Origin of the sequence: Halogeometricum pallidum JCM 14848 (genome assembly GCF_000337095.1) — an archaeon.
GTDB lineage: Archaea > Halobacteriota > Halobacteria > Halobacteriales > Haloferacaceae > Halogeometricum > Halogeometricum pallidum.
Window position 1 is genome coordinate 87185 of the sequence record NZ_AOIV01000006.1, and the last position, 23886, is coordinate 111070.

Here is a 23886-nt window from a genome sequence, read left to right on the forward strand (position 1 = left end):
GCCGGCAGAGCGCAGCGTTCGGATTCGGGCGGCGCGTCGATTCTCCGGTAACTCACGCGGCGTTGACCCGACGCTCGAAGACGAGGAACTTGGTCCCGCCGCCGGAGTAATCTATCGTCTCGATGAGTCGCCAGCCGTCGGCGGCCAACTCGTTTATCTCGTCTTTCGGGTTCGCGGACTCCTTTTTCAGCGCCTCGCGCGGCACCCGAAGCGTCTCGTACTCCCATCGGTCGTCTCCCTGTCGAGTCACGTGTGAACGTGCGGCCGGAGGCAGATATAGAGTAGCGTTCGCAACCGAGTACTTATCCGGTGCACGACGTCGTGCGGTCGAGTGAGTGAGGACCTGTGAACGCTACGATAGCTGTTCTGACCGGACGACGACCCGCGGCCGAGTGCCGGTTTGACCGCCGCGCGAACGCGACCGCCTACGGATATCTAGACCCGCGAACGGTCACGTTGTACGTGTCGACGACGGTTCCGTTGACGGTGTTCACCGCCACGATCTGTGACCGCGTCTGGGTCGGTATCGGGAGGGAGACGGACGTCTGCCCGGCGTCGACCGTCGTCGTGTAGAACGACGACCCGCTGTCGGTGATGACGTTGAGGCGCGTGACGCCCATCTCGGTCGTCGCCGCGGGCGCGAGCGTCACCGACGCCTGTACGGACGACGTCCCCCACTCGCTGACCGTCGACACCCGCTCGAACACCGCCGAGTCCTCGGACGACCCGATCGACGGACTCACCGTGACGCACCCCGCGGTGACGACCAACAGCGCGACGGCGGCGATGACGCACAGTCGTCGGTTCGGATTCATCGCTCGGCCCTTCGCAGGACACTCATATCACTCCTTCGACCTTAATGTAAGCAAAATTCCGGTCTGAAAAAACCGGCGAACGGTGCCTGAGCGACAACGGTAAAGTCGGTGACTGACGACGGGTCTACTAACTTCTACTGCCATGTGCGAACACAGACGAGAGCGTCGCGAGGCGACGCCGCGATGACCGACGAGCCGTCGGACACCATCGACACGCGCGAGGAGGACCCGAACCTCGACCAGTCCGATATCGACGACGACATCGGCACGGCGAACACGATGCGCGAACGCGGCGGCGAGACGCGCATCAAGACGTGGTTGGTGCTCGACGGCAGTCGCCTCCTCGTCACCGCGATGCTGGCGTCGCTCATCTTCGGCGTGTTCGTCTTCGGGGGCATGTTCTACTACCAGTACTACCTCACCGACGCCCTGACGGCCGACACCGTCGAGACGGTGTTCTCGACGATGATCAGCGTCATCGTCACCGGCGTCACGCTCACCCTGACCATCTCGCAGATCATCATCTCGCAGGAGAACGGCCCGCTGGGCGACCAGCGCGAGCGGATGAGTAACACGATGGATTTCCGGGAGTACACGAAGGAGATAACCGGGTCGCCGACGCCCGCCGACCCCTCGGCGTTTCTGCGCGCGCTCATCTTAGAGAGCAAGGACTACGCGAAGACCCTCCGCGAATCGGTCGCCGACAGCGGCGACGAGGACCTCCGAGCGGAGGTCGGCGAGTTCACGAGCAGCCTCGTCGAGAACGCCGACGCCGCGGAGCAGAAGCTCGAAGGGCGGAAGTTCGGGTCGTACACGGTCGTCTCGGCGGCCCTCGACTACAACTACGGCTACAAGATATTCCAGATCGAACGCATCGCGGACGACCACAAAGACGTCATCTCCGAGGAGACGGAGATCATCCTCGACGATCTCAAGACCGCGCTCTCGATGTTCGGACCCGCCCGCGAGCACATCAAGACGCTGTACTTCGAGTGGGAACTCATCAGTCTCTCGCAGAACATCCTCTATCTCTCCGTGCCCGCGCTCATCACCGCCGGTTTCGTGACGACGTACCTCGGCGGGAGCGCGCTCTCGGGGACGGTGCTCGGCGTTCCGAACCTCATCTGGGTCACCTCCGCGGCGTTCGCCATCACGACGCTTCCCTTCCTGCTCCTCATCTCCTACATCGCGCGCATCGCGACCATCGCCAAGCGGACGCTCGCCATCGGCCCGTTCATCCTCCGGGATTCGCAGCGATGACGCACCGTCGGCCGTCTCTCCGACGCTGCCGGCGCACACGCGTCGCCGCCGACTGCTCCCGCTGGCGTCAATCGACGAGCGGGCGTCCCTCTCGCCGTGAACGGTCGCCTTCACCGACGCTCTCTTCTCCGAGTCGGCGACGTTACCGGTCCGTCTCGACGCCCTCGTCGTCCGCGTCTTCCTCGACCGCTTCGGCGACGCGCTCGAACGCCGCGAGGATGACGCGCTTCGTCGCCGCGCCGTTCGTCGTCCAGTGGTGCGCGTAGTCGAGCATGTCGTCGTAGATGTCGGGCTTACAGCCCGCCGCCTTCGGGTGGCCGCCGCCGTTCACCTGTCGGGCCACCTCGTGGGCGCGCTCGAAGTCGTCGGAGCCGCGGATGCTCGCGCTCCCGGCTGGCTTGACGACGACGGCGGCGTCGGAACCGCGTTCGCGCAGCCCCTCGGCCACCTCGTTCTGCGAGCACCGGCCGTAGGTGACGCCGACCGTCCACGGGCCGACGCGCTTCATCTCGGCGCGGTCGAGGGCGGCGTCGATGAGCTGCTGTTTCTCCACGCGGCGGAGTTCGATGAACTGCTCGACTATCTCGGGCAGGTCGACGCCGTAGGCGCCGACGACGGCAACGTACTCCTCGGGGCTGACCCAGTAGGCGTAGTCGGAGAGGTCGTCGCTCTCGGGGATGTTCTTCTGCCAGAGGTCGTGGTCGCGGGTCACCTCCGCGAGGTCGGTCCACCGCTCGCCGAACTCGTAGTCGAGCGACCGGAGCGTCACGTCCGTCGAGCACTCCTCGTCGGACTCGCCGACCACGAGGTCGACGCCCGCCTCGCGGACGGCCGCGGCCGCCTCCTCGTTCCACTGGTGGTGGTCGTACCACGACACCGACCCCGCGCGGTCGAGGAGGGCGTCCAGTTCCGCTTCGACCCACTCGTACTCGTCCGGGCAGAGGTCGCAGACGTAGGCGTCGATGCCGTCCGGGGCGTACTCGGCGACTCGTTCGAGCGCCTCGTCCAGCGAGTACGGGCCCGCGCCGACCAGCGCGACGGTCGACCGGGGGGTCTCCTCGTCCTCGGGTTCTTCGGCCTCCTCCTCGTCGTCCATCGGCCCCTCGGACTCCCACCGTTCGACGCGGCGGGCCACGTCGTCCTCGAACGTCGCCACGTCGAGGGCGGCGCCGTACATCTCGCGTATCAGCGCGACGCAACCGAGTCCGTCCGCGTCGGTGTCGGCGATGACGACGGCTTCGGCGTCCTCGACGGCCTCCGCGACTCTCTCCTCGGCGCGGTCCTCGTCCAGCGAGTCCGGGTAGAAAAAGCCCGCGCCGGGCAACTGCGACTTCCGCGACAGCGACAGGCGGGAACTGTCGATGAGTTCGTCTTCCATACCGGGGCGAGGGGAGCGGGGGTGAAAGAGCCGGTGGTCTACGCGACGACGCCGCGACGTTCCCGAGGCCCGGAGGCGGATTCGCGAGACGTACGTACCGCTCCGTACCGCTCATAGCAGCGTTCATCCTCCGTGCCGCCGCGTGTCGAGACGACCGGCGCGGCCGCTCGGAGGCGGTCGTCCGACGCCGTCACCGAACGCTCGCCGCGTCCGTGACTCCCGCACCCCACCATCCATGACCGAGACAGACGCGGTCCCCCGAACGACCGACGACGAACCGGCGCGCCGAATCGACCCGCGCTTCGTCGAGGGGCGGGGTCGACTCGTCCTGTTCGGCGGGGCGTGGTGGCTCGCCCTCGGGGAAGCCGTCGGCATCGCTCCCGTCGTCTGGGGCGGCGTCGTCATCGTCGCGGGGGCGTTCGGCCTCGACACCGTCGGCAAACTCCTCCGCTACCGCGCCCTGCCGATACCGAGCGCTGATCGACTCACGCTCGGTGCGACGCGGACGCTCCTCGCCCTCGCGGCCGTGGCGGTCCTCGCCGGCTACGCCGACGGTCGGTACGGCGGCGGCGGGATTCGAATCCTTCGGTGGCTGGCGACGGCCGGCGTCGGATGCGGACTGCTGCACGTCGCCGCGCGGTCGCTGTACCTCCCGGCGAGGGAGTCGGCCGTCGACGGCGACGTGCCCTCGGAATAGCGCGGCCGCGGTCGCACGCCGTCGCGCTCAGACCGACTCGGGCGTCCCGGTCGGTCCCTCTTCGTCCTCCGCCAACTGCCGGACGGTCAGCACCGGGACCGGACAGGTGCGCACGACGCGTTCGGCGACCGACCCGATGAGAAAGCGGTTCTCGCCGTGTCGGCCGCGCGTCCCCATCGCCACCACGTCGGCGTCCACCTCGCGGGCGTAGTCGCCGACGACGGTGGCCGGACGCCCCTCGCGGACGGCGGTGGTCACCGCCCGGTCGGTCTCGGTTTCGACCTCCGAGAGGGCGCGTTCGCCGCGTTCGGTCAGGGCCTCGCTCATCTCCTCGCGGAGTCGATCCGGGGAGGACTCCACCTCGCCCGCGTCGACGACGTACAGCGCGTGGACCGACGCGTCGAAGCGGTCGGCGAGGTCCAGGGCGACGCCGACGGCCCGGCGGACGCTCTCGGACCCGTCGGTCGCGATGACGATGGTGTCGAACATGCGCGGCGCTACGGCGGTGGGCGGCTTAAAACCATAGTCGCGTCCGCGGGTCCCCGCTCGACCGCGCGTCCGAACCGGCAGCCCGCGGGGTGGGTCTTTTTGACGGCGGCCGTCTCATCCTCCCGTATGACTGACCGCCGTCCGTTGGACGTGAACCTCGTCCTCGTCCCCGTCGACCGGAGCGAGGAGTCCACGAACGCCGTCGAACACGCCACCGCCGTCGCCGCTAAGTACGACGCGACGGTCCACGCCGTCCACGTCCTCGGCGAGGACGTGGTCCGCGCCATCGAGAACGGCGCCGTGGACGAAGACGACGTCGCGGCCGACAGCGCGGTTATCGAGCGGACCGCCGGCGACCTCGCCGAACGCTACGGCGTCGAGGTCGCCACCTCGGTCGCCTACGGCTTCTCCACGCAGTCGAAACTCCGCCACCCGGGGAGCGTCATCCTCGACACGGCGGATGCGCTGAACGCGGACTTCATCGTCGTCCCGCGCGAACCGATGTCGGGCGACCCCGGCGAGGTGCTGGCGAAGGCCGCCGAGTACGTCCTCCTCTACGCCAGCCAGCCCGTCCTGTCGGTGTAGACGACGCTCGGGCGGGCGCTTTGGCCTTGGCCCGTCTCAGCCGTCGGAGAGGCGGAGCGTCATCTCCAACTCGAAGCTCTCCGAATCGCTCGTCTCGAACCCCATCTTCTTGTAGAGACCGACGGCGGCGCGGTTCCACCGCTCGACGGTCAACCACACCTTCTCCACGTCGTTCTCGGCGCCGTGACCCAACAGCACCTCCATGAGGTACGTCCCGATACCGGCCTCCTGGTACGCCTGCAGCACGAAGATGGCGAGTTCGGAGGCGTCGCCGTCGGGAACGAGCGTCGCGTGCCCGGCGGCGTCCTCGCCGTCCCACGCGATGACGTTCAGACAGCCCTCGGCGAGGATGTTGTCCAGCCAATCTCGGATGCGGCGCTCCTGCCCCGGCGGGATGCCCTGCGCCCGGTCGGCCGGGTCGAACGCGGTGTACATCTCCACGAGCGCCTCGAACTCCTCGTCGCTCCCGTCGTGCGGTCGGATCTCGATCTCGCGTCCCTCGCGGTCCTCGAACGCGAACGGCGGGGCCTCGAACGGCCCGGCGATCTCCTCGGGGTAGCGGCGTGACTCGCTCATCGGACCAGGGACACCGTCACGTGCGAGTTCAAGAGGACGAACTCGGAGATACTCCCGAGGTTTATCTTCCCCATCGGACTCGTCTGTCCGCCCCCGATGACGATCTGCTCGAAGTCCTCCTCCTCCGCGGTGTCGACCAGTCGGCTCCCGGGGTCGCCCTCCAGGTGGCGTATCTCGGCCTCGACGCCCGCGTCGGCGAGAATCTCCTCGACCCGCGCTTCGACTTCCTCGCGCGTCCGGTCGGCGTCGTCGTTCTCGACGATGGCGACGGTCAACTCGTCGCCCGCGGCCGCCGCCCGCGAGACGGTCCGCTCGACGGCCCGTATCGAATCTTCGCTCCCGCCGACGCCCAAGAGCACCTTCATGGGACGTGGTGTCGTGGCCGCGGTAAAAAACAGTTGCCCGTCTCGTCCGGCGTTCGGGCGATTGGCCGCCCGAGCGTCGCCCGACGGAACGCTTTTCCGCCGCGCAGGGATACCCCGCGGTATGACCGAGGACGACCCGACGGCGGCGGACCGCGAGGACCGGGCCGACGCCGAGGCGGGGGGGACGGAGGAGACGGGACGCGACGCGGCGTCCGATTCGGAGACGGGGGCGACGGAGACGGCGGCGGACGCCGAGAGCGACCCCGCCGACGAGTCCGTCCCCGAGGAGACGCCCGGAGGGCCGACCGACGGGGCGGCCGACCCCGAAATTCCGCGCGACGTGCAGAAGTACGCGCGCTTCAAGAAGATGGACGGCGCGCAGTACGACCGCGTCAACGAGTTCCTGCGCGACCGGACGTACATCACCGCCCGCGAGTGGGCCATCGCGCGCCTCTGCTCGGACTTCCGCACCGAGACGGGCGTCGAGATGACGAAGATAGGCGAGAACCTGCCCGAACTCGTTCCGTTCATGACTGACACCTACACGCCGCAGGCGGTCAACCAGGCTCGGTCGTCGTTCGAGGGAAAGGTCCAGAAGGCGGGCGCGACGTTCCTCTACGGCGCGATGTCGGGCTTCTTCACGGCCGAGGAACTGGACGAGTTGATGTACGAGGTGACCGAGGTGGCGAAGTTCCTCCTCGAAGTCGAGGGCGTCGACCTCTCGGTGGAGGACGAACTCGAAGCCGAGGAGCGAATCTCCAGCGTCATGCGCGAGGTGCGCGACGCCAGCGCGGACCTGCGGCGCGAGGAGACGTCCGAGGATGCGAGCACGGCCACGAACACGGATACGGACGCCGCCGACGACGACTGAGCGACCGCGTCTCACGCTCCGTCCGGTAGCAGCGATTCCGGATTCTCCTGTGCGAACTCGACCCGCCGGTCGGTCGACGGCGGCCGCACGTACAGGCGCATCTCGCCGCGCGCGTCGACCCGTTCGAGCATCGGCGCCGCCTCCGCCACCGCGTAGTACACCGGAATCGCGACGGCCTCGGCGGCCGACTCGTCTCTCATCACCACGACGGCGAACACCGTCTGGTCCCCCTCGGCGCGGCGGGCGCCGTAGGTGTCGTGGGCGCCGAAGCTTCCCTCCTCAACCAGTCGCTCGACAGCCTCGAACTCGCCGTCGGGGACGAGTACGTCGAGTCCGGCGCGATCCGTCCCGCCCGTGTCGAGATATGCGGGCACCGGCCTCACGTCGCCGGGGTGAAGTTCGGTGACGGCCCATCCGGCGTCGCGGTACGACGCCGCCGTCGCCTCCGTCTCCCCGACGACGGTGTCCAAGAACGCCCTCACGTCGGAACGCGGGCGCGAATCGGACGAACTCCGCCCGCGGTCGGGTCCTCGGTTCGGGTCGTCCACGCTCTCGTTTCGGCCCCCGAGGGACGAAAACGTTCCCGCTCCGGATAGAAGTAAAAACGTATTTGGGCGCGAGGACGGGGAATTCTGACCGTGATACCGCTCCCTCGGCGCGCGCGCGTCGCCAGCGGGGGGTTCCTCGTCGGCCTCCTCGCCGGCGTCGCGGCCCTCGTCGTCGCCGCCGTATTCTCCGGCGTCGCAGACGGCGCGGACACGGCGCTCCGGTTCGGTGCCCTGTTCTTCGGCGTCGGCTTCCTCGGCTGGTCGGGGTCGGCGCTCGCCGCCCGCGGAGTCGGGTCGGGGGGGAAACGTCCCGACGCCGGATTGGCTTGGACCGGAGCGAACTTCCGTCGGTCGATGGCCCGCGTCGGCGGTTTCGGCGCGGGCGTGATGGCCGCGGCGGCGACACTCGGCGCGCTTCTCGCGTAAGTTCATATGGGGAGACGGGGCCACTCCCCGCCGTGACGTAGCTTCGCCCCCGAGTCGTCCGCGGCAGTCCGGCACCCGACTCGGGGCCCTGCGGTCGCCGGCAGTTCACCCTCCCGTCTCGCCGCGCTCAGTCGCGGACGTTCTCGCCGCTCACGTCCTCGAACGACCCGTTCTCGTAGACGACGCGTCCGCGAACGACGGTCGTCTCGGGGAAGACGCCGCCCATTCCCTCGAACGGCGTCCACCCGCAGTTCGAGTGGAGGTCCTCCCCCCGAATCTCCCGGCTCTCCTCGGGGTCGAACAGCACGAGGTCCGCGTCGGCGCCGACTTCGATTCGACCCTTCGACGGTAGGTCGAATATCTCGGCGGCGTTCGCGGCGGTCACGTCGCGGACGCGTTCGTACGATATCTCGCCCTTCCGCGCCGCTTCCAGCAGGAGCGGAAGCATCGTCTCGACGCCGGGGACGCCGCTCGGCGCCTCCCACAGACCGACGTCCTTCTCTGCGCGCGTGTGCGGCGCGTGGTCGGTGGCGACGGCGTCTATCTCGCCGTCGACGAGTCGCTCCCACATCGCCGCGCGGCGCTCTTCGCTCCTGAGAGGCGGGTTCATCCGACCGTACGTCCCCAACTCGGTCGCGTCGGCGCGCGAGAGGAACAGGTGGTGCGGGGTCACCTCGCACGTCGCGCCGCCCGCCTTCGCGGCGTCGACTCCCTCGGGCGTGCTGGTGTGCGCGATGTGGACGTCCGCGTTCGAGTCGGCGCCCACCTCGACGGCGCGTTCGACGGCCGCCGCCTCCGCCTCGGCGGCGCGGTACTGGCTCCACGCGTCGGCGTCGGCGGTCCGACCCGTCCCGCCGGCGTCTCTCTCTCTCGCCGACTCGTCGAACAGGTCGGCGTCCTCCGCGTGGACGGTCACGGTCACGTCCGCCTCGGCGGCCCGTTCCACCGCGTCGGCGAACAGGTCCGCCTCGATGCCCATATCGCCCGTCGAATCGGCCAAGAAAACCTCGCCGAGTGCGAACAGCGGCCGGTCGAACAGCGAGTCGGGGTCCCAGTCGGCGGTGACGCCGCCGCTGATTCCGAAGTCGACGGCGGACTCGGCCGCCAGCGCCTCCTTCTCGTCGAACGCCTCGCCCGAGATGGTCGGCGGCGTCGTGTTCGGTTGGTCGGCGACGACGGTGACACCGCCGGCGGCGGCGCTCTTCGACCCCGTCCCCCACGTCTCCTTGTGCGAGAACCCGGGTTCGCGGAAGTGGACGTGCGGGTCGACGGCGCCCGGGAACAGCATCTTCCCGGCGGCGTTCAGGATGCGGTCCTCCTCGCGCGGGTCGAGCGACTCCTCGACGGCGGCGATGCTCTCGCCTTCGACTCGAACGTCGCGCACGCGGCCGTCGGCCAGCGTCGCGTCGGTGACGAGCAGTGACATACCAGTCCGTCCCGCGCGGGGGACGGTAAGCCCCGCGGTTGCCGGCGGCGGCCTACCCCGCGACGCTCTCGACGTCCTCGACTCGTCGCTCCGCGTCGCCGACGAAGGCGTCTTCGAGGGCCCGACAGACGCGCTCGGAATCGGCCGGGCCGCCGCCGCGCGCGACGCTGCCGACCGAACCGGGGTCGAACGGCACGTCCAGCGCCTCGTAGACGGGTCCGAGCACGGCCGCGAGTTCCTCGTGGTCGGCGACGACGACGACGCCCGAGACGAGGGCGGCGTCGCGACGGACGCGCTGAGCGATGCCGCATATCTTCCCGTGCGCCTGCACGGAGTGGGCGCCCGGACAGAACGACTCCGGCGGTTCGCCCCGCCGCGCGGCCACGCCGAGTCCGCGGAGGGCGCGGACGACGGCCGTCGTCGCCGTCTCGTAGCGGTCGTCCATCCCGGTTCGTCCCTCCCCGGAGGGGACCGCGGAGGCGAACGCCACGGTCCGCCCGGTGTAGGCGACGGCGCGGCCGCCGACGCTCCGTTCGACCGTCGGGTAGCCGCGGGACTCGGCCGCCTCGCGGGCCCGGTCGTACCCCTCGGCGCGCGCGTCCCGACGGCCGAACGCCACCAGTCGGTGCGGCGTCCACGCGCGGAACGCTGGTTCGCCCGTCTCGCCGGTCGCCTCGCGCAACCGTTCGGTCGCCGTCCGGTCGGCCTCCCGTGTCGCCGCGCGCCCGCGGACGACGCGGACGGTCGCGTCGGTGTCCTCACCGCTCATTGGTCGAGACAGGTCCCGACGCGCCTAAGCCCTCTCGGTCCCCCGGTCCGAGCATGGACGGCGACGAACGGACCGGAGGCTCACCGACCGACGCGGACGAGGCGGTGACGCTCCCGGAGTCGACGCTGCGCCGGTACCGCCGGTTCTCGCTGTACAACTCGCCGTACCCGGCGCACGACCGCGGGCGCGCCGTCGACCTCTACCCGGCGACGAACGAGGGTCTCTCGCCGGTCGCCGGGGAGGTGTTGGAGACGCGGACCGTCCGCGCGCCGCCGAAACCGTACGCGCACGAGGCCGAGTACCTAATTCTGATCGACGCCGGCGACCGGATCGCCCGAATCCTCCACGTCGAACCCGCCGTCGAGGCCGGCGACCGGGTGGTCGTCGGCGACTCGCTGGGGCCGATGATTCGTTCGGGATTCTTCGCGCCGTGGGTCGCCAACCACGTCCACGCCGGCTTCCGACGCCCCGACCAGAACCTCCGGCGCGCCGCCGGGTCGCTCCCCGTCGTCGCCGACGTGCCGGTCGAACCGCTGGCGTGGGACGGCGTCGGCACCGTCGTCGAGACGGCCGAAACGTACGCGCTGCTTGACGCCCCCGAACACCCCGCGCCGGGCGAGATGTTCGCCGGCATCGCGACCGACGACGGCCGCGTCCTCGACGGCGGACTCGCCCACTACGCCGGCGGCGGCGTCCTCGCCCGCGGGCAGGGCGGTACGGGGTGTTCGGACGGGTCGGACATCCCGACCGGTCCCGTCCCCTTCCTCGGTCACTCGGTCGGCGAGGCGACGGGCCGCGACGTGGCCTGGCGCGATATCGAGGTGCTGGCGAACGGCGAGCGAATCACCGGTCTCTCGCTGTTCGCCGCCGTCGACCCGGAGTTCGGCGCGAAACTCGTCTGTCCCGGCCGCGACTTCGCCGTCGGCGAGGAGGTTCGCGTCGCGGTCCGAGACACCGACGACCCGATTCGACTCGGCTGAGTCGCTCCTTCTTCGTCTCAACCGCGTCGCTCGCGGTGCGCCTCCTTCCGCTCTCGGTACGTTGCGTCGTCGCGGACGCGTTCGAGATACTCCTCGAAGACGAGGGCCGCGGCGCGTTTCTCCTCGTCGGCCCACTCCTCGGGTTCGCGCTCCTCGCCCCCCTCGTACTTCTGCCCGCCGGGGTACTTCGCGTAGCGCATCGACCGGGTGTACCCCATCTGGAGGTACTTCCGGGCCATGTCCATCCCGACGAAGTCGCCCGCCGCCCGGTACTCCTCGTAGCGGTCCCGGATGGCCCGCGCCGACTCCTCGGCGGACGCCTCGTCGGCGTACGACCAGTGCGGGAGGAGTTCGGACTTGTACGGTTCGACCTTGAAGACGCCCTCCTCGCCGCGGCCTATCTCGTACTCCTCGGGGTGTTCGCGGAAGTCGACGTCGTACTCGGGGCCGTCGTCGCTCCCTTCGCCGTCGCTCATGCGTTCGCTCCGGACCGGCCGCGGTTGCCTCTGACGGCCGCCGGTCGGATTGCCGTCTCGGGACGGGACCGTCGACGCCCGGCCGCGCGAAGAAACTGTAAACGCGTCACCGGTGGCTACATACGTTCCGCCGCCGGGTACGAGTACATGAGCGACGACGAAGCGGACGGGCTTCCTGACGACGCCGCCGCATTCGTTCAGCGGTACATCGAACAGGAGCACGGCTACCTCTCGTGGCTGGGCACCGAAGTGAACGAACTCGAATCGGGGCGCGTCGTGATGACCGTGCCGTACGACGAGAAACTCACGAACACGACGAATCCGCCGACGGTCCACGGCGGCATCGCGGCGACGCTCATCGACACCGCAGGCGGCATCGCCCAGCGGACGATGCTCGACGTCCCGTTGAACGGCGGGGTGGCGACGGTGAACCTGAACGTGAACTACCTCCGGCGCGCCGCGGGTGACCTGCGCGCGACGGCCGAAGTGGTCCGGTCGGGCGGCACCATCGGCGTCAGCACGGTCACCGTCGTCAGCCAAATTCCGGACCGGGTGCGGGAGGACAACGAGGCGTTCGAGCGGTGGGAGGGGACGACCGAGGAGGAGGCGGTCGCCACCGGACAGGGCGCGTTCCGCCTTTTCCGGGACTGAGACTCTTGGGCTACTCGAACCGGACTTCCCCCCGCGTCGTCACCTCGCCGAACAGCCACGACGCGTGGTCGAGCGCGTACTCCTTGTGGCCGTCCTCGATGGCGCCGATGGCGTCCTCGACGAGGACCGGTCGATAGTCCCTGAGACCGGCGCTCCCGGCGGTGTGGAGGACGCAGACGTTCGCCAGCGTCCCGCAGAACAGCAGGTCGTCGATACCGTGCGCGCGTAGCCACCCGTCCAACTCCGTCCCGTAGAAGGCGTCGTACGTGTGCTTGGCGACGACGTGGTCCTCCTCGCGTACGTCCATGCCCTCGGCGAGTTCGGCCTCCCAGGACCCTTCGAGGACGTGTTCGCCCCAGCGCTCGAACTCGTCGTAGTAGTGCGCGCCGTCGAACTGCTCGGGCGGGTGCACGTCCCGCGTGTACACTATCGACGCCCCCGCCTCCCGCGCGTCCTCGACCAGCGCGGCCGCGTCGTCGACGACGGCTTCGCTCGATGGTGCGTACAGGCTCCCGTCCGGGTGACAGAAGCCGTTCTGGAGGTCGACGACGACGACGGCGGTGCGGTCGGGGTCGAACGCGTACTCGCTCATACGCCTTCGAACCCGCGCCGGCACCAAAACGGTACCTCGGCCGGGGCCGCCGTCGGCGCGTTCGCGGACCTGCCGCCGTCGACGCGTTCGTGGACCCGCCGCCGTGGAAAAAGCTACTTCCGCGCGCGGCCCAACCGGACGGTATAGTATGTTAACGCGACACGGAATCGGTGCCGTCACCCTCTCTTTGCTCTTGGTCCTTTCGGGCTGTGCGGCGCCGGCGGACGAACCCTCCCTCGCCGAGGGCGGCGCCGGCGCCGTCTCGAACACCTCCGACATCGCCTCGCCGGACGCGAACTTCTCGGACCCCGACGACGACCCCCTCGGCTGGGAGGAGGGATACTGGTACAACGAATCGCTGCGCATCGACCAGTCCGACGGGCTCTCCGACGCCGAACTGGATCGGTACATGGCGCGGTCGATGGCGCGCGTCGAGTACCTCCGGCACGAGGAGTTCACGGAGAACGTCTCTGTCGACGTGCTGACCCGCACGGAGTACCGCCAGCGGTCGGCGAACAGGTCGGCGAATCAGTCGGCCGAAGCCGCGGCGTTCGACGAGTGGAACAACCAGGTGTGGGAGGCGCTGTTCGTCACCGGCGAGGAAAACGATAGCCAGGAGGCCATCAGCGGGACGCAGGGCAGTTCGGTCGCGGGCTTCTACTCGCCGCGCAACGACGCCATCACCATCATCACGAACTCGCCCGACTCGCCCACCATCGATAACGCGACGCTGGTCCACGAACTGACGCACGCCCTTCAGGACCAACACTACGACCTGACGAGCGAGAAGTACAGCGCCGAGACGCAGGACGGCGAGTTGGCCGTCGACGGCGCTATCGAGGGCGACGCGAAGTACGTCGAACTCCGGTATGCGAGCATGTGCGGCGGCGAGTGGGCGTGCGTCCCCACCCCGACGGCGGAGGGCGGTTCGGGCGGCTCCGGCGGGTCCATCAACTACGGTATCTTCCTGACCATCTTCCAGCCCTACTCCGACGGCCCGGTGTACGTCCACGACGTGCTCGAACGCGGCGGCTGGGACGCGCTCGACGAGATGATGCGGAACCCGCCCGCCTCGACCGAACAGACCATCCACTCCACCGACGAGGAACCCGTGCCGATATCGTTCCGGAGTCGGGCGACGAACGGCTGGTCGACGTTCTCGGAGCAGGGGCAGGGCGGTTCCGATACGCTCGGCGAGGCGTCGATATTTACGATGTTCTGGTACCAGGCGCGCACCGCGAACGCCGACACCGTCCCCGTGCGGGACATCTCCGAGACGGAGAGCCGGTACGACACGTACAACTACGACGCCGTGCCGTCGAACGGGTGGGCGAACGACCGCCTGTTCCCGTACGAGAAATCGACCGGAAGCGGCGAGGAGTACGGCTACGTCTGGGTGACCGAGTGGGACACCGAGGGCGACGCACGGGAGTTCCGCGACGCGTACCTGAACATCCTCGCTGCACACGATGCGGCCAAGCAGGGGCAGAACACGTGGGTCATCGAGGACGGTCCGTTCGCGGACGCCTTCCGCGTCCGAATCGACGGCACCCGCGTCGTCGTCGTCAACGGACCAACCGTCGAGGACGTGAACGACATCCGGCCGCGGAACTGAGACGCGAATCGCGCTCGGTCCTCGCTTCCCGTCTCTTCTCTCTCTACTTCGCTCACCACGGTTTTTCCACGTCCACCGCGCCGACTGACAGCCGGCCGTCCGCGAGTTCCAGCGACAGCGAGAGCGCGAGGAACTGACCGCCGTCGCCCATCACCATGTTCTCAAAGACGTACGTCCCGTCGGGTGCACATCCGCCGTCACCGTCTCCGTCGTGGCGCCCGTACGTGCTGTATCTCTCGGTGAACGTCGTCCCCGGTTCTGCGGTTCGCCAGTCCAGAAACTCGATGACTAGCACCTCGCCCTCCCGCACCCAGCACTCGCCTGTCCACGTTGCGCCGCCGGGTGACACGGTGTCGTTGTCAGGGACGATGACGAGTTCCGCCCCATCGTCGTTCTCGCCGACGACACCGCCGAACGGCGGTCGGGGTTGAAAGCCTAACTCGACCGTTCGCTCGGCGTCGTTCGTCAGCGAGAGTTCGAGTCGCGCGGGCGATTCCTCGGTCGCCTGTGCCAGCACCTTCGCTTCGAACGGGAAGTCGTCGGCGGTGACAGCCGGTGTCGACGGTGCCGCCCCCGCCGATGTCGTCGTTCGTGCCTTCGCGTCGGTTTCGGTCGGCGTTCGGTCGGCCGCGGTGCCGTTTCGACTCGAACACCCGGCGAGCAACGCGGCCGACGAGGCGACGAGAAGCCCGCGACGGGTGCGGGCGCGAGTGCGACGTCGACTGCTCTGACCGAGGAGGGGACGTTCGGGGGACACGCCGATAGCTCTTCGAGACTCGGCATATGTTTTCTGTCTCACACGACTGCGCCGAGACTGTTTTCTACGACCGTTCCCACTCTCCCGTGTGAACCTCTCTCAGTCTACTCTCCTCTCGGTTGCTCTCGCCGCCCTCGTCGTCGTCTCGGGGTGCGCGGCGCCCGTCGCGGACCCGTCGGCGATGCCGGCGTCGTGGTCGTGGCCCGACGACCCGCCGACCGACCGCATCGGCTGGGAGGCGGGCTACTGGTACAACGAGTCCATCGCCGTCGACCAGTCCGACGGCCTGAACGCGAGCGAACGCGAGGCGTTCGTCGCGCGGACGATGGCCCGCGTCGAGCGCATTCGCGGGTTGGAGTTCCGGGAGGCGGTACCCGTCGAAATCATCTCCCGAGAGCGGTACCGCAGCGAGTCGGACGCCTTCCGGAGCGACCCCGACCCGTGGCAGGAGCAGGTGTACGAGGCGGCGTTCCTCGTCGGCGAGAACGAGTCGGTGAGCGACGTGCTCAACCAACTGTACGGCGGGGCCATCGCGGGCTACTACACACCGAGCGACGACCGAATCGTCGTCGTCAGCGACGGCGAAACGCCGACGATGAGTCGGGCGACGCTGGCGCACGAACTCGTCCACGCCCTCCAGGACCAGCACTTCGGCTTCGCGTCGACGCCGCCGACGCACGACGGCCGCATCGCCGCCAACGGGCTCTCCGAGGGCGACGCCAACTACGTCGAGGCGCTGTACGACGAGCGCTGTTCGGCCGAGTGGGACTGCGTGACGGCGCCCGACACTGAGGCCGGCGGCGGGTCCGACTTCGACTTCGGCGTCTACCTCACCGTCTACGCGCCGTACAGCGAGGGACCGCAGTTCGTCCACTCGCTCAGGCGGCGCGGCGGGTGGGACGCCGTGAACGCTGCCTACGAGGACGCGCCGATCACCGCCGAGCAGATTCTCCACCCCGAGGCGTACCCCGACGAGGGGCCGGCCGACGTGACCGTCCGGGACCGCTCCTCGGCGGCGTGGTCGCGGTTCGACCGCGACCGGTCGACCGACCGACTCGGCGAGGTGTTCATCTACACCGCGTTCTGGGACACCGACGCGATAGACCGCTCGTCGCTCCGGCAGCAGGTCGGGCCGTACTCGCGGTACAACTACACATCGAACGCGTCGGCCGGATGGGGCGGTGACGAACTCGTCCCGTACCGGAGCGGCGACGGCGAGTTCGGGTACGTCTGGGCGACTGAGTGGGACACCGAACGCGACGCCCGGGAGTTCCGAACCCGGTACGTGGAGTCGCTGCTGGTCGGGAATCTAAACGCCACCCGGGTCGGTCCGAACGTCTACGTCGTCGAAGATGGGCCGTTCGCCGACGCCTTCCGCGTCCGCCGGTCCGGCACGCGCGTCACCGTCGTCAACGCGCCGACAGTCGGGCGATTGGACGGCGTGCGCGCGGCCGGGTGAGCGCGTTCGCTCCCGCGCCGCCGCGTCGGCGCCGTCGACGCGACCGCCGACCCGAATCGTGACAAAACACTTACCCTCTCGCCGGCACCGGAACCCATGCACTCGCGCAGACTCGCCCTTCCCGCCCTCCTGACCCTCGTCGTCCTCGCCGGGTGCCTCGGGGGCATCGGGACGACGCCGACGCCCGACCCGTCCGCGACGGCGACGACGTCGACCGAAACCGCGACCGAGGCCCCCGGAACGCCGACCCCGACGGCCACCGGGCAACCCCCCTCGACCGCCGACTGTCCGGCCTTCGTCTCCGTGGACCCCGTCGACGACGTGCCCGACGACGCGACGGTGATACCCTACGGGGATCTCTCGGCGGAACGGCAGGCCGAGTTCCGGACGGCGCTGTCGGAGGGCCACGCCGAAATCGAGGACGGCGGCGAGGGCTACGGATTCTGGGTGGACCGACCGTACGTCCGCTACGAGGGCACCGTCTACCGAGCGGTCGTCGCCGTCTGCTGAGCGACTTCGAAGAGGAATTCTCTCCGGCCGCCCCGCCTGAACGAACGCGTTTTTCACGACGCCGCCGAAACGGCCGAGCATGGACTTCGACATCGTCGGCGCCGACGCCATCCGCGAGGGGTCGGCCACCGACGCCTACTTCGAGCGGACGGAGACGACGCTCCGACACGTCGGTAAGAACCCGCACGTGGTCGCGGAGGTGACGGCCGACCAGTTCCCCGACGGCGAGTACGAACTGCTCGCGGGGGTGAAAGACGCCGCCGCCCTTCTCGAAGGCCGCGACGTGGACGTGGACGCGATTCCCGAGGGCCGCCTGTTCGACGGCGGCCCCGTGATGCGCATCGAGGGCTCCTATCTCGACTTCGCCCGTCTGGAGACCGCTCTTTTGGGCTTTCTCTCGCACGCCTCTGGCGTCGCCACCGCCGCCCTCGACGTGCGCCGCGCCGCGCCCGATTCGAGGGTGCTGTCGTTCGGCGCGCGCCACGTCCACCCCTCCGTCGCGGCGATGGTCGAACGGAGCGCCCTCGTCGGCGGCCTCGACGGCATCTCGCACGTCGCCGCCGGCGACATACTCGGCCGCGAGGCGTCCGGGACGATGCCGCACGCCCTCCTGATCTGCTTCGGACGCGGCAACCAGGAGGAGGCGTGGACGGCGTTCGACGAGGCGGTCGACGAGTCCGTCCCCCGCGTCGCCCTCTGCGACACCTACAGCGACGAGACCGACGAGGTGCTTCGCGCCGTCGAGACCCTCGGCGACGACCTCGACAGCGTCCGCCTCGACACCACCTCCTCGCGGCGCGGCGACTTCCGGCACATCATCCGCGAGGTGCAGTGGACCCTCGCGGCAGAGGGTCACGAGGACGTGGACGTGTTCGTCTCCGGCGGCCTCGGCCCCGCGGACCTGCGGCACCTCCGCGACGCGGCCGACGGCTTCGGCGTCGGCGGCTACGTCTCGAACGCCGACCCGGTGGATTTCGCGCTGGACATCGTCGAAATCGACGGCGAACCGACGGCCAAGCGCGGCAAACTCGCCGGCGTGAAGGAGGTCTACCGGACGGCCGACGGCGGTCACCACGTCGCGCTGGCGGGGACCGACGCCCCCGACGACGCGGAGCGGTTGCTCGAACCCCTGCTCCGGGACGGGGAACTCGTCGCCGACGGGTTCGATATCGACGCGGCGGCGGCGCGGGCGGCCGACGACGCGGACGCCTGCGGCTACGGGGCGCGGTAGCGCCAGGAGGCGCTACTCGTTGTTTCTCGGCGGCGAAGAGAGGCGCAGAAGTTCGTTTCGCGGTAGTCGAGCGGGGAACCGTCCCGCTCCGAAAGCGTGCGGTCGCGGGTCTCGTCTTACAGTTCTTCGACGCTGCCGCCGTCGGATCGCTCGCGGAACACCTGTCCCTCGAACAGCGTCACCATCGCGTCCTCGTCCTGCCACGCCAGCGGCGGCAGACCTCCCTTCCGGCAGGCGTGGGTGAGGAACTGCTCTTTGGACCAGCCGTTCTCGACGGGAATCGTCGGGTAGAGCCAGCCGTGGCTGCCGTCTTTGTCTATCGCGACGCCGTGGGTGCCGAGTTCGAGGTCGGCGACGGGGTCGTTGGTGAGAACGTGATTGCAGACGATGCAGACCGAGATGTTGAGATTCGGGAGTTCGGGCGGTTCGATTTCGGAGCCACATGAATCGCCGGACGCGGCCTGAATTGCCGCGTCGACGATGGCGTGGCCGAGTTGGTCCTTCCCTCGATACGCCCCGGCGCACCCCCGTAGGCGGCCGCGACCCCGTGTGGATTGGATTCGGACGAACGCCCCGGTGCGAGCGTAGAACGCGTCTCGCATGCTTCCGGGTTGTTCCCGTTGGCCGTGGAGAACGTACGATTCGACCGACTCACGCGCCAGTTCGACCGCTCGAGACCCATCGTCGTATGAGAGCCGAACGGTCTGCGCCTCGGACATACTCCTATTGAAGCACTCACTAAACTTGAACGCTTCCCTTATCATGGTTCTGAGCAGTTTTTCATTTACGCCCGCTCGCGGTGAATCTGAGACGGTATCCGACCGTTTCGGTCGAATCGAACATCTTATGCGACCCTCCGAATTAGACGAAAACGGCAGAGAGAGCCCGGTTCCCGTGTCCCGCCGGTCCGAACCGGCCGTGGACATGAGGAAAGTCCCCCCACCGTCCGAACGGGTGACCGGGCGCAAGCCCGGAGTCGGAGACGACTGGCTCTGGAACAGAAACGAGACCCCTCGGTCCGACCGATGAGACGCGTCCGGCGGAGTCCTCCGCCGACGGCGCGAGCGGCTACCGCCGCCCGCGCGCGAACCGACCCGCAAGGGAAGGGAGTTGACCCGTCGAGGGTAGCGAGACGGCGACAGCCGTCTCGGAGCGACGAACGGGCGCGACGCGCCCGCGAGTCGTGGAGGCGCGGTGCCTCCTCCGCGCGGCCGCACCGCGGCCGCGCGAACGACGGCCGAGAACGGGTGGAACGGCGAAACCTCACCGGTGCAAGTCCGCGCCGCTAAGGTAGTTCGGACAGCGCGTTCGGGTTCGCCCGGCGCGCCCCCGAGAGGGGAGGACGCGGACGCTCAGCCGAATGCCGGGTCGAAACAGAAGGGGGCTTACTCCTCTCAGCCGCTTCGAGCGCCGAGATATTATCTCAGGCCGATTTTGTTAATAATCTCTTGCACCAAATCGGCCTCTATTCGCAGGTGGATTAATAACCGCGAGTCGACTAGCCTCTCGTATGAACCGGGACGGCCACGACCAGGACGATGCGGGTCACGACCGCGACCACGCCAGTGGCCACTCTCACGACGAAGGGAGTGACCGCGGTCGCGGTCACGACCACGCCGCCGACGCCTGCGGGTGCGACGACGGATGCGGCGACGCCGCCGCCCCCGACGCGGAGTCGGCGTCGCTCGACGGAGACGACGAGGGGCGGACGCTCCGCCTGTCCGTTCCCGACATGGACTGCGCTTCCTGCGCGGAGAAGGTGACAAAGAGCATCCGCGGCGACGCGGGCGTCCGCGACGTGGACGCGCAACCGACCACCGGGACGCTGTACGTCGGCTTCGACGACGCGGAGACGGACGAGGACGCCGTCCGGTCGCGCGTCGAGGCGGCGGGGTACGCCATTGCCGACACCGAGACGGCGACGTTCTCCGTCCCCGACATGGACTGCGCCTCCTGCGCCGGCAAGGTGGAGAACTCGCTGGACGGCGTGGCCGGCGTCCTCGAACGCGAGACGCAACCGACGACGGGGACGGTCACGGTCACGTTCGACCCCGACGCGGCCTCGCGCGGCGCGTTGGTCGCCGCCATCGAGGGGGCGGGCTACGCCGTCGAGGACGACGAGGGCGGCGACTCGCCGCGCGACGTGTGGCGCGGTCCGCGCGCGCTGAAGACGTGGGCCGGCGCCGCCTTCCTCGCGGTCGGCCTCGCCCTGGAGTTCCTCCTGCCCGGACTCGACGTTCTCCTCGCCGCGCCCGCCGGTTACGAGATCAGCGTCGCGTGGGTGTCCCACACGCTGGCCGTCCTCCTCGCGGGAATTCCCGTCCTGCGGAACGGCTACTACTCCGCGAAGAACGCGAGCCTCGACATCGACCTGCTGATGTCCGCCGGCATCCTCGGCGCGATGGCGGTGAACATGCCGTTCGAGGCGGCGACGCTCGCGGTGCTGTTCAGCGTCGCCGAGTTGCTGGAGCGGTTCTCCATGGACCGCGCGCGCAACTCGATGCGCGAACTGATGGAGCTCTCTCCGGACACGGCGACGGTCCGGCGCGACGGCGAGGAGACGGTCGTCCCCGCCGAGGACGTGGCCGTCGGCGAGACGGTGCTCGTCCGCCCCGGCGACCGAATCCCGCTCGACGGCGTCGTCACCGAGGGCACCTCGGCGGTGGACGAATCGCCCATCACCGGCGAGTCCGTCCCCGTCGACAAATCGTCCGGCGAGGAGGTGTTCGCCGGCAGCATCGTCGAGGAGGGCTACCTCGAGGTGGAGGCGACGTCCGCCGCGAGCGACTCGACGCTCTCGCGCGTCGTCGAGATGGTCGAGGACGCCAACCGCGAGAAGACCGAGGCCGAGCGGTTCATCGACCGCTTCGCGCGCTACTACACGCCGGTCATCGTCGTCGGCGCCCTGCTGACGGCGGCGGTGCCGCCCCTCCTGTTCGGCGACCCCTTCCGCGAGTGGTTCGTCCGCGGCCTGACGCTCCTCGTCGTCGCCTGCCCCTGCGCGTTCGTCATCTCGACGCCCGTCTCCGTCGTCTCGGGAATCACGTCGGCGGCGCGCAACGGCGTCCTCGTGAAGGGGGGCCAGCACCTCGAAGCGATGAGCGACGTGGACGTGGTCGCCGTCGACAAGACGGGCACGCTCACGACGGGCGAACTCGGCGTCACCGACGTCGTCGCCCTCAACAGCAACGACCAGACCGACGTGCTCGGGTGCGCCGCCGCCATCGAATCGCGCAGCGAACACCCCATCGCGCAGGCCATCACGGCCCACGCCGCCGACCGCGACGTGCCCGACCGGGAGATTCGGGACTTCGAGTCCATCACCGGTAAGGGCGTGAAGGCGGTCCTCGACGGGGAGACGCACTACGCGGGTAAGCCCGGCCTGTTCGCCGACCTCGGGTTCGACCTCGAACACGCGCACGTCGAGACGGACGGCGGCGAGCGAACCGACGGGGGAACGCTGGTCACGGACGCCCGCGACTGCGACCACGGCAGCTATCTCGACCTGACGAACGAGGTCATCCCGCGCCTCCAGTCGGAGGGGAAGTCGGTCGTCCTCGTCGGCACCGAAGCGGAGATCGAGGGCGTCGTCGCGGTCGCGGACACCGTCCGCCCGGAGGCCGAGTGGACCGTCTCGCGCCTCCGCGAACTCGGCGTCTCCCGGGTCGTGATGCTCACCGGCGACAACGAGCGCACGGCGGACGTCATTGGCACGCGCGTCGGCGTCGACGAGGTGCGCGCGGACCTCCTCCCCGAGGAGAAGGTCGACGCCGTCCGCGAACTCACCGACGAGCACGAGTCGGTGGCGATGGTCGGCGACGGCGTCAACGACGCGCCCGCCCTCGCCGCCGCGACGGTCGGCATCGCCATGGGCGCGGCGGGCACGGACACGGCGCTGGAGACGGCCGACGTGGCCCTGCTCTCGGACGACCTGACGCGCCTGCCGTACCTCGTCGATCTCTCCTCGCGGACGGCCGGCGTCATCCGGCAGAACATCTGGGCGTCGCTCGCCGTGAAGGGCGTCCTCACCGTCGCCGCGCCCCTCGGTCTCATCACCGTCGCCACCGCCATCGTCGTCGGCGACATGGGGATGAGTCTCGGCGTCACCTCGAACGCGCTTCGACTCGCGGGCGTCGAACCCGACGCGGCCGCCGCCGACTGGGACGGCCGCGACGACTGAAACGCCCGAACGCCCGAGACGACTGAGACGCTCGGAACGACCGGACGCGCCATCGGCGTGACCGCCCGTCCGGGGCAAACGTTCTTTCCCCCGGGGGGCGTCAGCCGAACCGATGCCGTCTCGCAGGTCCTCGGCGGTGACGCTCGCCCTCCTCGTACTGCTCTCCGGTTGTATTTCTCCGCTCTCGGACGACCCGCCCGCGTCGGTCGACGACCCGGAGACGACGGCGAACGCCGCCCAGCGAGAGCGAGTCGAACGGGTGACCGGCACCGCCGTGGTCGCCGCCGACGGGGAGAACCCGTGGGGGTCGGACCCCATCGTCGTCGGTATCGAGGACGCCGCTGGTACCGACCGCGACTGGGAGCCCCTCGTTCGCGAAGCGACCGCCTACTGGGAGGAGCACGCCGAACGCTACGCGGGGTACGGGGTCGACTACGAGGTGCGTCCGAACGCGACGGACCCAGACCTCGTGATTCAGTTCGTCCCGACGGTCCCCGAGTGCGACGGCGCCGCCGACGCCGCCGGATGCGCGCCGCTCATCACCGACCGGCGACAGGTGGACCGCCCCGAGACGGTCTTCGTCCGCACGTCCTTCTCCGACGAGTCGACGGTGCTCGTCGTCGAACACGAACTCGGGCACACGCTCGGCCTCGACCACGAGAACGCCCCCCGCGAGGTGATGGCCAGCGAGTCCGTCCTCTACACGACGGCGCGGCCGAACGCCACCGACCGCGAGTTCCCGTGGAACGACCCCGAGTTCTCGGTGTACGTCGACGCGACGAACGCCTCCGACCCCGAGGGGGCGCGCGAACAGGTGCGACACGCCTTCGACTACTACGAACGCGGCGCGCCGGGGATGCCCGACAACCTCACGTTCGAGTTCGTCGACGACCCCGCGAACGCGGACGTTGTCGTCAAGTTCGCCGATGAACCCCCGTGCTCGCCGAACGCCGCCTCCTGCGGTGCGACGCGCGGGTGGGACCCCGACGGCGACGGCGCCGTCGAGACGTACTCGGACCTCGAAGTCGTCCTCGTGGACCTCGACACGGAGGCGGTCGGGTGGCACGTCGGCTACTGGATGGCGTTCGGCCTCGGCGCGGAGAACCCCGCGGAGATGCCGCCCCCGTTCCGCGACGCCTCCTACCGCGACCGGCGCAGCGAGTGGTGGGAGACCGGGGACGAGTAGGGACCGTCGCGACTGTCACGGGTGGGCGTTGATATCGTCGGGGC

The 23886-nt window shown here is 69.4% G+C and carries 26 protein-coding genes and 1 other RNA gene; 14 read left to right on the top strand and 13 right to left on the bottom strand.

Going from position 1 to position 23886, the window contains the following annotated elements:
• Positions 1-52: 52 nt before the first annotated feature.
• Both C474_RS03235 and C474_RS03240 read right to left on the bottom strand, forming a co-directional pair.
• Complete coding sequence (locus tag C474_RS03235; protein WP_008383905.1) at positions 53-250, bottom strand: DUF4177 domain-containing protein; 198 nt, start codon at positions 248-250, stop codon at positions 53-55.
• Positions 251-425: 175 nt separating this feature from the next.
• On the bottom strand, positions 426-815 hold the full coding sequence (locus C474_RS03240) for a hypothetical protein (RefSeq protein ID WP_008383906.1): 390 nt from the start codon (positions 813-815) through the stop codon (positions 426-428).
• Positions 816-998: 183 nt separating this feature from the next.
• On the opposite strand from C474_RS03240, the gene C474_RS03245 reads away from it, so the two are divergent.
• Positions 999-2075, top strand: a complete 1077-nt coding sequence (locus tag C474_RS03245) for a hypothetical protein (protein ID WP_008383907.1) — start codon at positions 999-1001, stop codon at positions 2073-2075.
• Between the two features lie 142 nt (positions 2076-2217).
• Here the strand turns inward: C474_RS03245 and C474_RS03250 are convergent, their stop codons facing one another.
• Positions 2218-3453: a DHH family phosphoesterase gene (locus C474_RS03250; protein ID WP_008383908.1), complete on the bottom strand. Its 1236-nt coding sequence runs from the start codon at positions 3451-3453 to the stop codon at positions 2218-2220.
• A gap of 235 nt (positions 3454-3688) precedes the next feature.
• On the opposite strand from C474_RS03250, the gene C474_RS03260 reads away from it, so the two are divergent.
• The gene (locus C474_RS03260; RefSeq protein ID WP_008383909.1) at positions 3689-4150 is read left to right on the top strand and encodes a hypothetical protein; all 462 of its coding nucleotides are present in this window, start codon (positions 3689-3691) and stop codon (positions 4148-4150) included.
• 27 nt (positions 4151-4177) lie between these two features.
• On the opposite strand, the gene C474_RS03265 is transcribed toward C474_RS03260, so the two are convergent.
• Positions 4178-4639: a universal stress protein gene (locus C474_RS03265; protein WP_008383911.1), complete on the bottom strand. Its 462-nt coding sequence runs from the start codon at positions 4637-4639 to the stop codon at positions 4178-4180.
• A gap of 126 nt (positions 4640-4765) precedes the next feature.
• Between C474_RS03265 and C474_RS03270 the strand changes: the two genes are divergently transcribed.
• Positions 4766-5224, top strand: a complete 459-nt coding sequence (locus C474_RS03270) for a universal stress protein (RefSeq protein ID WP_049916676.1) — start codon at positions 4766-4768, stop codon at positions 5222-5224.
• 36 nt (positions 5225-5260) lie between these two features.
• On the opposite strand, the gene C474_RS03275 is transcribed toward C474_RS03270, so the two are convergent.
• Together C474_RS03275 and C474_RS03280 are read right to left on the bottom strand one after the other, a co-directional pair.
• Positions 5261-5800: a GNAT family N-acetyltransferase gene (locus C474_RS03275; RefSeq protein WP_008383913.1), complete on the bottom strand. Its 540-nt coding sequence runs from the start codon at positions 5798-5800 to the stop codon at positions 5261-5263.
• On the bottom strand, positions 5797-6165 hold the full coding sequence (locus tag C474_RS03280) for a universal stress protein (RefSeq protein WP_008383918.1): 369 nt from the start codon (positions 6163-6165) through the stop codon (positions 5797-5799). Before C474_RS03280 ends, C474_RS03275 begins: the two co-directional genes overlap by 4 nt.
• A gap of 121 nt (positions 6166-6286) precedes the next feature.
• Between C474_RS03280 and C474_RS03285 the strand changes: the two genes are divergently transcribed.
• The gene (locus C474_RS03285; protein ID WP_008383927.1) at positions 6287-7036 is read left to right on the top strand and encodes a DUF5806 family protein; all 750 of its coding nucleotides are present in this window, start codon (positions 6287-6289) and stop codon (positions 7034-7036) included.
• An 11-nt stretch (positions 7037-7047) separates the two neighbouring features.
• On the opposite strand, the gene C474_RS03290 is transcribed toward C474_RS03285, so the two are convergent.
• The gene (locus C474_RS03290; RefSeq protein WP_008383929.1) at positions 7048-7584 is read right to left on the bottom strand and encodes a DUF7529 family protein; all 537 of its coding nucleotides are present in this window, start codon (positions 7582-7584) and stop codon (positions 7048-7050) included.
• Positions 7585-7674: 90 nt separating this feature from the next.
• On the opposite strand from C474_RS03290, the gene C474_RS03295 reads away from it, so the two are divergent.
• On the top strand, positions 7675-8010 hold the full coding sequence (locus tag C474_RS03295; protein ID WP_008383930.1) for a DUF7268 family protein: 336 nt from the start codon (positions 7675-7677) through the stop codon (positions 8008-8010).
• A gap of 127 nt (positions 8011-8137) precedes the next feature.
• On the opposite strand, the gene C474_RS03300 is transcribed toward C474_RS03295, so the two are convergent.
• Together C474_RS03300 and C474_RS03305 are read right to left on the bottom strand one after the other, a co-directional pair.
• On the bottom strand, positions 8138-9430 hold the full coding sequence (locus C474_RS03300; protein WP_049916699.1) for a dihydroorotase: 1293 nt from the start codon (positions 9428-9430) through the stop codon (positions 8138-8140).
• A 58-nt stretch (positions 9431-9488) separates the two neighbouring features.
• Positions 9489-10205, bottom strand: coding sequence for a lipoate--protein ligase family protein (locus tag C474_RS03305; RefSeq protein ID WP_008383933.1), 717 nt, complete (start codon positions 10203-10205; stop codon positions 9489-9491).
• A 53-nt stretch (positions 10206-10258) separates the two neighbouring features.
• On the opposite strand from C474_RS03305, the gene C474_RS03310 reads away from it, so the two are divergent.
• Positions 10259-11185, top strand: a complete 927-nt coding sequence (locus C474_RS03310; RefSeq protein ID WP_008383934.1) for a hypothetical protein — start codon at positions 10259-10261, stop codon at positions 11183-11185.
• A 17-nt stretch (positions 11186-11202) separates the two neighbouring features.
• Here C474_RS03310 and C474_RS03315 read toward each other — a convergent pair whose 3' ends face one another.
• Positions 11203-11661, bottom strand: coding sequence for a DUF4385 domain-containing protein (locus C474_RS03315; protein ID WP_008383935.1), 459 nt, complete (start codon positions 11659-11661; stop codon positions 11203-11205).
• A 147-nt stretch (positions 11662-11808) separates the two neighbouring features.
• Here C474_RS03315 and C474_RS03320 point away from each other — a divergent pair, with 147 nt between their 5' ends.
• Positions 11809-12312: a PaaI family thioesterase gene (locus tag C474_RS03320; RefSeq protein WP_049916678.1), complete on the top strand. Its 504-nt coding sequence runs from the start codon at positions 11809-11811 to the stop codon at positions 12310-12312.
• A gap of 10 nt (positions 12313-12322) precedes the next feature.
• Here C474_RS03320 and C474_RS03325 read toward each other — a convergent pair whose 3' ends face one another.
• Positions 12323-12904, bottom strand: coding sequence for a cysteine hydrolase family protein (locus C474_RS03325; RefSeq protein ID WP_008383939.1), 582 nt, complete (start codon positions 12902-12904; stop codon positions 12323-12325).
• A 148-nt stretch (positions 12905-13052) separates the two neighbouring features.
• On the opposite strand from C474_RS03325, the gene C474_RS03330 reads away from it, so the two are divergent.
• Positions 13053-14519, top strand: coding sequence for an Hvo_1808 family surface protein (locus C474_RS03330; protein WP_008383940.1), 1467 nt, complete (start codon positions 13053-13055; stop codon positions 14517-14519).
• A gap of 52 nt (positions 14520-14571) precedes the next feature.
• On the opposite strand, the gene C474_RS03335 is transcribed toward C474_RS03330, so the two are convergent.
• Positions 14572-15276 (bottom strand): hypothetical protein, encoded by a 705-nt coding sequence (locus C474_RS03335; RefSeq protein WP_008383941.1) that lies wholly within the window; start codon positions 15274-15276, stop codon positions 14572-14574.
• An 88-nt stretch (positions 15277-15364) separates the two neighbouring features.
• Between C474_RS03335 and C474_RS03340 the strand changes: the two genes are divergently transcribed.
• The 3 genes from C474_RS03340 to C474_RS03350 all read left to right on the top strand — a co-directional run bounded on the left by C474_RS03340 (position 15365) and on the right by C474_RS03350 (position 18476).
• Positions 15365-16735 (top strand): Hvo_1808 family surface protein, encoded by a 1371-nt coding sequence (locus C474_RS03340; RefSeq protein ID WP_008383942.1) that lies wholly within the window; start codon positions 15365-15367, stop codon positions 16733-16735.
• 96 nt (positions 16736-16831) lie between these two features.
• The gene (locus C474_RS03345; RefSeq protein WP_008383943.1) at positions 16832-17245 is read left to right on the top strand and encodes a hypothetical protein; all 414 of its coding nucleotides are present in this window, start codon (positions 16832-16834) and stop codon (positions 17243-17245) included.
• 79 nt (positions 17246-17324) lie between these two features.
• Positions 17325-18476, top strand: a complete 1152-nt coding sequence (locus C474_RS03350; protein ID WP_008383945.1) for a nicotinate phosphoribosyltransferase — start codon at positions 17325-17327, stop codon at positions 18474-18476.
• Positions 18477-18592: 116 nt separating this feature from the next.
• Here C474_RS03350 and C474_RS03355 read toward each other — a convergent pair whose 3' ends face one another.
• A complete protein-coding gene (locus C474_RS03355) occupies positions 18593-19195 on the bottom strand; it encodes a TIGR00296 family protein (RefSeq protein WP_008383946.1) in 603 nt (200 codons plus the stop codon).
• Between the two features lie 154 nt (positions 19196-19349).
• Here C474_RS03355 and rnpB point away from each other — a divergent pair.
• The 3 genes from rnpB to C474_RS03365 all read left to right on the top strand — a co-directional run bounded on the left by rnpB (position 19350) and on the right by C474_RS03365 (position 23842).
• An RNA gene (rnpB, locus tag C474_RS04055) (RNase P RNA component) lies at positions 19350-19876 on the top strand.
• 110 nt (positions 19877-19986) lie between these two features.
• On the top strand, positions 19987-22656 hold the full coding sequence (locus C474_RS03360) for a heavy metal translocating P-type ATPase (protein WP_008383948.1): 2670 nt from the start codon (positions 19987-19989) through the stop codon (positions 22654-22656).
• A gap of 112 nt (positions 22657-22768) precedes the next feature.
• A complete protein-coding gene (locus C474_RS03365) occupies positions 22769-23842 on the top strand; it encodes a matrixin family metalloprotease (protein ID WP_049916679.1) in 1074 nt (357 codons plus the stop codon).
• Positions 23843-23886 lie beyond the last annotated feature (44 nt).

Bases quoted from the DNA above. Each gene is read 5' to 3' on its own strand.
- C474_RS03240 (WP_008383906.1), bottom strand. From the start codon at position 815: ATGAATCCGAACCGACGACTGTGCGTCATCGCCGCCGTCGCGCTGTTG.
- C474_RS03245 (WP_008383907.1), top strand. From the start codon at position 999: ATGACCGACGAGCCGTCGGACACCATCGACACGCGCGAGGAGGACCCG.
- C474_RS03250 (WP_008383908.1), bottom strand. From the start codon at position 3,453: ATGGAAGACGAACTCATCGACAGTTCCCGCCTGTCGCTGTCGCGGAAG.
- C474_RS03260 (WP_008383909.1), top strand. From the start codon at position 3,689: ATGACCGAGACAGACGCGGTCCCCCGAACGACCGACGACGAACCGGCG.
- C474_RS03265 (WP_008383911.1), bottom strand. From the start codon at position 4,639: ATGTTCGACACCATCGTCATCGCGACCGACGGGTCCGAGAGCGTCCGC.
- C474_RS03270 (WP_049916676.1), top strand. From the start codon at position 4,766: ATGACTGACCGCCGTCCGTTGGACGTGAACCTCGTCCTCGTCCCCGTC.
- C474_RS03275 (WP_008383913.1), bottom strand. From the start codon at position 5,800: ATGAGCGAGTCACGCCGCTACCCCGAGGAGATCGCCGGGCCGTTCGAG.
- C474_RS03280 (WP_008383918.1), bottom strand. From the start codon at position 6,165: ATGAAGGTGCTCTTGGGCGTCGGCGGGAGCGAAGATTCGATACGGGCC.
- C474_RS03285 (WP_008383927.1), top strand. From the start codon at position 6,287: ATGACCGAGGACGACCCGACGGCGGCGGACCGCGAGGACCGGGCCGAC.
- C474_RS03305 (WP_008383933.1), bottom strand. From the start codon at position 10,205: ATGAGCGGTGAGGACACCGACGCGACCGTCCGCGTCGTCCGCGGGCGC.
- C474_RS03310 (WP_008383934.1), top strand. From the start codon at position 10,259: ATGGACGGCGACGAACGGACCGGAGGCTCACCGACCGACGCGGACGAG.
- C474_RS03315 (WP_008383935.1), bottom strand. From the start codon at position 11,661: ATGAGCGACGGCGAAGGGAGCGACGACGGCCCCGAGTACGACGTCGAC.
- C474_RS03320 (WP_049916678.1), top strand. From the start codon at position 11,809: ATGAGCGACGACGAAGCGGACGGGCTTCCTGACGACGCCGCCGCATTC.
- C474_RS03325 (WP_008383939.1), bottom strand. From the start codon at position 12,904: ATGAGCGAGTACGCGTTCGACCCCGACCGCACCGCCGTCGTCGTCGTC.
- C474_RS03330 (WP_008383940.1), top strand. From the start codon at position 13,053: ATGTTAACGCGACACGGAATCGGTGCCGTCACCCTCTCTTTGCTCTTG.
- C474_RS03345 (WP_008383943.1), top strand. From the start codon at position 16,832: ATGCACTCGCGCAGACTCGCCCTTCCCGCCCTCCTGACCCTCGTCGTC.
- C474_RS03350 (WP_008383945.1), top strand. From the start codon at position 17,325: ATGGACTTCGACATCGTCGGCGCCGACGCCATCCGCGAGGGGTCGGCC.
- C474_RS03355 (WP_008383946.1), bottom strand. From the start codon at position 19,195: ATGTCCGAGGCGCAGACCGTTCGGCTCTCATACGACGATGGGTCTCGA.
- C474_RS03360 (WP_008383948.1), top strand. From the start codon at position 19,987: ATGAACCGGGACGGCCACGACCAGGACGATGCGGGTCACGACCGCGAC.
- C474_RS03365 (WP_049916679.1), top strand. From the start codon at position 22,769: ATGCCGTCTCGCAGGTCCTCGGCGGTGACGCTCGCCCTCCTCGTACTG.